Annotated in this window: 1 protein-coding gene; it reads right to left on the reverse strand. The window is 49.0% G+C overall.

The genetic code is table 11. The features are described from left to right. Nucleotides 1-7,186 (reverse strand): LamG-like jellyroll fold domain-containing protein (locus tag ACKPQ4_RS02860; RefSeq protein WP_407679705.1); only part of this gene is annotated, 7,186 nt, incomplete at both ends.

Genomic DNA, 7,186 nt, shown 5'->3' on the forward strand with positions numbered 1-7,186 from the left:
ATTAAAAATTGCACTCAAAGTAACCGATGGGGCAGGGGCATAGGATCCATTGCCCGGTTGATTGGCAGTCAGGGTGACCGTGCCGGCCGCATTTACCTTTAACCGGTTGAAGTCCCCATTTCCATTTCCATAGAGCTGGGAGACGAGCGTGGAGTTGAGCTCCGCCTCGTAGAAACGCACATCATCGATCTGGCCGTTGAAGAAGCTACTGCCAGATGGTCCATCTGTTCCGATGATCAGGTTTGCACTAGTGGATGTGTTTACCGAAGTGGTATTTGTTACCTGGTTGGAGGTCCCATCGATGTAGAGCCTTGCATCCCCAATGGTTCCATCTGCTGGCAGGGTCGCAACCAAGTGGTGCCAGTTCCCGTCTGCCAATCCGGTGGTGGAACTGGTAATGGCATTTCCTGAACCCCCAAAATCCAGCACTGCGGCTCCTGAGGAATTAAGAGATAATTTATAAAGTGTGGCAGCACCTGACGCTCCGTACTGGAGGATGGGCTTATTTGCAGTCGATGTTTTAAACCATAAAGCAATGGTGCGGCGGATACCTCCTCCGATTCCATTGTAGGTAAAGGCTTGGATGAAATCATCTGTTCCATCCAGAGTAATCGCATTTCCAAACTTGCCGGCTGAATAGATTGGAGCGTTGCGCAGGGATCCTGTGTTGGTAAAGGTCGAGGAGTCCGAGGCATCCCCACTGGTTTCATCCAGCTTCCACCATGCTTTTAACGAGCTCTGGTTGGTCACCGCGAGCTCAGCGACAGTGCTATCGCTCACCGAGTACAGTGCAGCCAAGTTCGAGGAGGCCGAGGCATTTAAGTCGACAATCTGGCCCACTCCCACACCGCTGAAGTTCTGCCCCCATGTAATCGACTGCTCGGTCAGGCTGGACAGCACTAAGCTTCCATCCTCATAGATGAATGAATATTTATTAGCAACAGCCCCACTTGCTGTAACTGCATATGCACCAGATGGGCTTGAGGATGTGGCATTCGTGGTAACAATCGGTCCCTGCGATAGACTAATCTGATTATGAGAATGATTGCTTGGCAGACTACCGGCCAAGCCCCACTTGTGGGCGAGGTAACCCTCTATAGCAACTCTATCTGAAGCGGAAGCCGTAGATGATAGACCAATCACCTCTCCAATTCCACCAACCCATCCGCGATCATTGTTTGCATTATTATACAAGAGCCACCTATCTTCACTTTTCGGAGTAGAGCTGGTAAGTCTTAAAATAGAACCCGGCATTGGAAGAATAGCGGAAGAGGATGTGGCTGACCCATTTTTGTAAGTTCCTCCATCATTAAAATTTGAAGAATTAACCAGGTTAGATGAATTTTCGCCGCCCATTACTCGATTGAGTCCGTATCCACCTGGGCCAGATATCAATGTACTATGAGAATCAAAAGTTGAATCAGAACCATCCTTATAGTAAGCAACCAAATAGATTTCCTGAAGAGAAATAGTTGGTAACGAAACCCCGATTTCCCCATTTGCTGAACCACTACTTATCGATGGGTTATTATTTAGTAAATTATCTGATAGTAAGTAAGTTGGTTTTTGCGCATGGGTAGATTGCGTAGCATGATAATTATTACCACTTTTATCAGACCATTGACTTACAAGTTGGTTGGACTCTGTAATTGTGCTGCTGTCTGCCGCATCGAGCCATAATGCTAAGCTACTAAGATTTGCTGGATTTTTACCTACTGAAAGACTCGCGTCATTATGTTTCCACCCCGTGGCAGTCCAATTTAGATCGTCAGGAATGGAGTCGCCCACAGATAGAGAGAGGTCCTGCCCAGTGACAATCAATGGTGCTTTTGCGATAGAGATTGATTTGGCTACTGGAGTTGCGGCAAACATCGTGGAGTTTTCTGCCGCGGTGGCAGTCACCGTAACTGTACCACCTCCACGAATGATGGCAGTGGTACCATTAATCTCGAGAATGGTGGAGTCGCTGGATGTGTAATTAAAATCACCCGATCCAGTGGCAGTACCAGTCAGAGAAACCGGTGCATCTCCATAGGTCATTCCAGTGAAGTTCTGGTCCCAAGTAACTATCCGGTTTCCTTTGGAGACGGTAAATGAAATTGATTTTGAATGGGTCCCATCTTCATTGCTAGCGGTTACGGTGGCATTAAAACTTCCAATGTAGTTGGTTGTTCCTGATATAATTCCAGTGTTATCAATACTTAACCCGCTGGCTAAACCTGTTGCCGTCCATGATGTTGGATTTCTGCTTGCAGGAACCTCAATGCTAACGAGTTGGCCAGTCGTGATAGAAATAGATGAAATACTTCCAATCAACGGATTGTTATCAAAAACAGGAGCCACAGTTTTGTAGGGATGATTAGAACCTATGCTATCCGTTGCTCCCCAGCGGTGGGCGAGATAACCCTCAATCTTTTGTTCTTCTGTGGAATTAAGCTCACGAGAGAAAATTAGTAGTTCTGCCAAGTCTCCACCAAAATGATTTGTTGTGGAATTGGGGCTTCGGCCGAGCTTGATATTGGTCAGCGTCTTGCCACTGGCCGAGGAAGATTTTACTACCTTGGCAGAAAATGCATCTTTGGATGTGTTGGGGATGAGAGACCAGGTGGATTCGCTAATCAAGTGGGCATTGTCATCTCCTGATTCACTTTCCCGTTTTACCAATGCATATGCGGAGTAACCACCCGAGCTTGTGCGGATACTGCCCAGGTTGAGTACATCTCCCGCACCGTCAAAACGCACAGCTGGCTTACTTCCGAATTGATTGCCCAGTTGGGATGGTTGCAGATCGGCATTGGATTGGCTTACACCAATACCACTTACCGATTTATCCGTCCATGAGGATACGGGAACCGCAGAAGTGACGCTATCTGCCTGACTATCCCCATCAATGTCCGATGCATCCAGCCACAGAGCCAAATCAGGTATCGAGTATTCATTGAGGGCAGTATTGGCAGGTACAAAGGTTCTTGTTGTCCCCCAAACTGTTCCCTGCGGGTTCAATGCTTTTACGGTGTAGTAATAGGTCGTACCGGTGGTTAGCCCACTGAGAGTATAAGAGAGCGTGCCGACTCCATGAGTGCCGGCAAGTTGGTGGGAGCCACCTGAACCAGATGTCCAAGACGATGCAGTGGTGCCACCATCGGATGTATTCCAATAGAAGGTGACCGAGGTATCCGAACCATTGGCGAAGGTGAGGTTGGCATTGAGCTTGGCGGAGGTCTTGGTGATTTCTGATGCAGCAGTGGTCTCAACCGCAGGTGGTCCAAGTGTGGTAAAGGATTTTACCCCAGAATATGCGGTGCCCCCATTGTTGGTTGCCTTGAATAAATATTTGTAGACTGTGCCTTGGGTTAAGTCGGTCAAATTATGGGTAAATGTACCAACAGCTTTGGTGCCTAAGTTGGCACTTGAAGATAGGGCGGGGGACGGGCCGGATAATTTCAATTCAGCAAATCCAATGTATGTACTATCTCCAAGATTTGTCGGAAATACAACTTTGTAGGTTGAATAAAAAACAGAGTTATTAAACTCCACAAATTTTTCCTGAAATGTTGCGGTAGCACTTGGAAAATTTCCAGATGAAATAAGGCTGTAATTTACCCCATTGTTGGAACCATGAATTTCATAAGTACCTGGGTTTCTGGCAACTGAGTCTGCACTGGTTATAGTAAGTTTTCTAACTACTGATGTACCGAGTGAAATAATCAAACCATTGTTTACCTTATCTCCAGTTAGAAACTTAGTTGAAGTATCACCATCAAATGCATCAGTTACAGGGTGGCTGTTATGTGGACTGCCGTGAATAATTTGTGCAGAGGTCGAAGATGAGGTGAGTACGGTAACGTTGGTATTGGATGCCAGTCCTGCCTCGGTGTCGCAATAAATAGTAATAGTGGGTTGGTCCGATCCATCAAAAGAGAGAAGGTCCCCATTGGCAGTAGCAGTAGTCCCTGCCACCGAGGTTGCATCCAGTGCGGCAATCGATGGTGCCTGTGCCTGTGTGCCGGTGGTGAAGGATATAGGTGCCGACCATGCATCTCCGGCAGAATTGGTTGCTTTGATTCGGAATACATAAGTTGTGCTGGCGGAGAGTCCGGACATTCCCAGTTCCAGAAATCCTGTGCTCTGGGCACCGGATAGGGAAGAGTTTCCACTCCACCCACTGGTTGTATTACCCTGGTCTGAACTGCCATGATAAACAGTGATCGAGGATGTGTCCGCTCCGCCAGTGGATAAAAGATTAAACCTGGCTGTGGCAGAGGTGGATCCGATGGCAGTTGCCTGTACTTCGGCCAGTAAGGGTGTATTTGCCGATACCGTAAAGGTGACTGATTTCGAATCACTACCCGAGAGGTTGGAAGCACTCACATTCGCAGTATGATTCCCCAGTAATGTGGTATGCCCATATACATCACCAGTATCTGGATTAACGGCCAGTCCATTCGGTAGTCCTGTTGCCGAAAATTGTGTAGGGTTGTTAAGGGCAGTAATTTGGTACCATGCGGAAGCATCTTTCTCATTGTATACCGCGAGGGCTTCGTCTGCACTCAGGGCGATTCCATATAGCCTGAAATCATCGAGATCGCCTGCAAAATAAGGTTTGGTTGTGGTGTGGGAGCGCCCGATGTATTGTTCGGTACGGAGTACACTATCCGGAACAGTAAGTGAGCCGGTGGTGCTGGTAAGGGATCCATTCACATACACCTTGCCGGTGGATGCATTGGTTCCTCCATCTTCGATTGTTATAATTACATGCACCCAGGTTTCCCAATCCAGAACTGCTGTACTTATAGATTCATCTCCTCCTGCTGTACCGCTAAGGGAATGGAAGAGGTTTTCTGAACTAATTGATTGCATTCTTAATTCCACCCGGTCACTACCGGATAGATCAAAGAGAGATACACTGTTGCGCCATTCATCGGCTTTTACCCACATGGCAATGGAGTGTGCCCCACCAAAAATCCATGACCCGAGGTCCAGGTATTGTCCGCTTGTATCCGCACTGGTTTTGGATGAAATTGTATCGAAAGATAACGCCCGGCCCATTTTTCCACTTACACGGTTTGCGGAAGTCATATTTTTGAGGGATCCATTTCGCCCATGTTTTGAAAAGTCTACAGCGGTTGAGCCATCAGTCTCATCGAATGGGTACCATAATAACAAGTCTTCATAGCGGGTTGCGGAATGTTTCTGATAAAGAGTGTCAGAATATTTTACGGCTGCAGTATCCGCAGATGTGACGGTGGGAGGAGTATTTTGCCCGACCGATCCGGCATAGACCCCACTACCCACATCCACACTACCAAGGGTAAAACCATCCGAATAATTGAATGCCACCCGGCCACCACCACCGATACCGCCGGAGTAGGTACTGGATGTGGTCGGAGGGATGCCTCCTTTTGCCTGAATACTTCCAGAATTATGGATGGATTTTCCGGCGATACGAATCGAGCCTCCGGAACCTCCGCCACCACCGTTGTATGTACTCTTGGCAACACCCCCACCGTTTGCAGAAATTCCGCCTCCAGAAGAAATCGTAACTGTACCATTTCCATCGGCTTCAATACTAATCGCTCCGCCTCCTGCTCCACCACCGGAAAGCCCGCCAGCTCCACCTCCCGATCCACCTAGTAAGTGAGTCAGGTTATCCGTTCCATAAGTGTTTCCAAAACTGGTGTCATTGGCATGGTATTGCCCGGGTACTCCATATCCGCCCCCACCACCGACTTGGTTTCCAGATACTCCGCCGCCTTTATACTTACCTTTACCGGGCCCAAAACCAGAGATTCCACTGGTAGAATTAATGGCTAGTCCTCCATCATGCCCACCTAGTTTCCCAATACCAAACCCCATCTGATAAAGGTAGGAGGAGTAAGTTGTGTGGGAACTTCCACCATCGGCAGATAGGGTAGTGCCCACGGAAATATTTCCATGGTTGCGGGTTTTTAAAATGAGTGCGTTCTTGCCCACAAGCACCACTGTCAACCCCGATGCCATGTTGATAGAGTCAAAGGTAAAGGTGCATGTCTTGTAAGTAATGCCATTGTCATCTTTTTGCTCTATCAATCCAGTACCATGGGCACCTGAGGAATGGTGCCAGTAGCCATGAGTGGTATCAAAGGTAAGGGTGCCACTGGAATAATTGATGGAGTTTGTCGAAGTGGCACCGGAAATATGTAGGGTGCCCGGACGGTAGCCATCCAGGGCAATCGTGCCCAAGGTTAAATTACCATTGGTTTTGATGGCGATTCGGCCACCGCCCCCGGGAGTGGCAGACAGCCCGTTGCCACCCTTGGCCTCTAGTGTGCCGGATATGGAAACGGAGCCACCTTCCAGACGGATTGCACCGCCGGAGCCTGCTCCACCGCTCTCATTATGATGGCGTGATGTATCTCCTCCGTTTGCTTTGATACTGCCGGATAGGGTGAGGACTCCATCTCCATGGGCTACCAATTCAATGGCTCCACCACCGGCACCACCGGCATACACATCTCCTCCGCCACCGCCGGAACCGCCCAATAAGTGGTTGGTTAAATCTGCAGAACTGTATGCCTGGCTGTAACCTGAATCTGTATCGTAGCCACGCCCCCCATAAGCTGCTCCTCCTCCTTGCTCATTCGTTCCAGAAATCAAACTCTTTGCCTTGCCCCGGCCGGGCCCATAGCCATTGGCATCGGGCAAGCCCCCGTCGAACCCGCCTGCCATTCCTGCTCCACCTGCATATGGGCTTTCGGTGGCTGCCCCGCCACTCACATTTAGTGTGGTGCCGAGGGTGAGGTTGCCATGGTTCCGGGTACGCAGAGAAAGTGCGTTATCCCCGGTTACATTTACCACTACTCCGGAACCGAGGTTGATTGTATCGGCAGTGAAAGTGGCGATTTTATAGGAATATGAAGTACCGTCGGTTGCGGTGAATGATGTGTCAGCCAATTCTCCCAGGAGAAAGGAACCATCGGTGTGGGATATTTCGGCAGTGGATGTATTGATGGTGAGGGTACCACTGGTAAAATTGAGTGAGCTTACCTGTGGGCGTACGATACGCACGGTACCATCCTGCCCACTTCTCGGTGTACCCGAGCTTGCCTGAGTGGTTCCCCCATTGGCAGTGATATTGGCATTGGTTGCACTGCCATGGTTTACGAAAGAGGATGTTCCCTCGAGGTATATCCTGCCACCTCCACCA

Source organism: Candidatus Chordibacter forsetii, assembly GCF_964187505.1.
Taxonomy (GTDB): domain Bacteria; phylum Verrucomicrobiota; class Verrucomicrobiia; order Opitutales; family Seribacteraceae; genus Chordibacter; species Chordibacter forsetii.